We start from the raw sequence: 373 nt of genomic DNA on the forward strand, positions 1-373 counted from the left end.
CGGAAATCTCCGGATCAAAGCTCACTTACAGCTCCCCGAAGCATATCGGTGTTAGTGCCGTCCTTCTTCGGCTCCTAGTGCCAAGGCATTCACCGTGCGCCCTTATTAACTTAACCTAAAAGTTAAAAAGTCTTACACATCATGATCACWAAGTGATCATAAATTGAATTTCTTGTATTAATTGTTTCAATGTCGTTTTATCCAGTTTTCAAAGAACAAGTTTGGAATCTTCATATAAAAATGAACATTCAAAACTGAACTGCAAAACGTTAAGATACAGATAAARATCTGTATTCCGTAATTATCCTTAGAAAGGAGGTGATCCAGCCGCACCTTCCGATACGGCTACCTTGTTACGACTTCACCCCAATCA

General features: G+C 39.4%; 2 rRNA genes. Both read right to left on the reverse strand.

Going from position 1 to position 373, the window contains the following annotated elements:
* Positions 1-116 (reverse strand): 23S ribosomal RNA (locus AC1DFT_RS20865); the annotation flags it as partial.
* Between the two features lie 195 nt (positions 117-311).
* A 16S ribosomal RNA gene (locus AC1DFT_RS20870) occupies positions 312-373 on the reverse strand; the annotation flags it as partial.

The sequence above is a fragment of the Psychrobacillus sp. 05T411 genome, assembly GCF_056396485.1.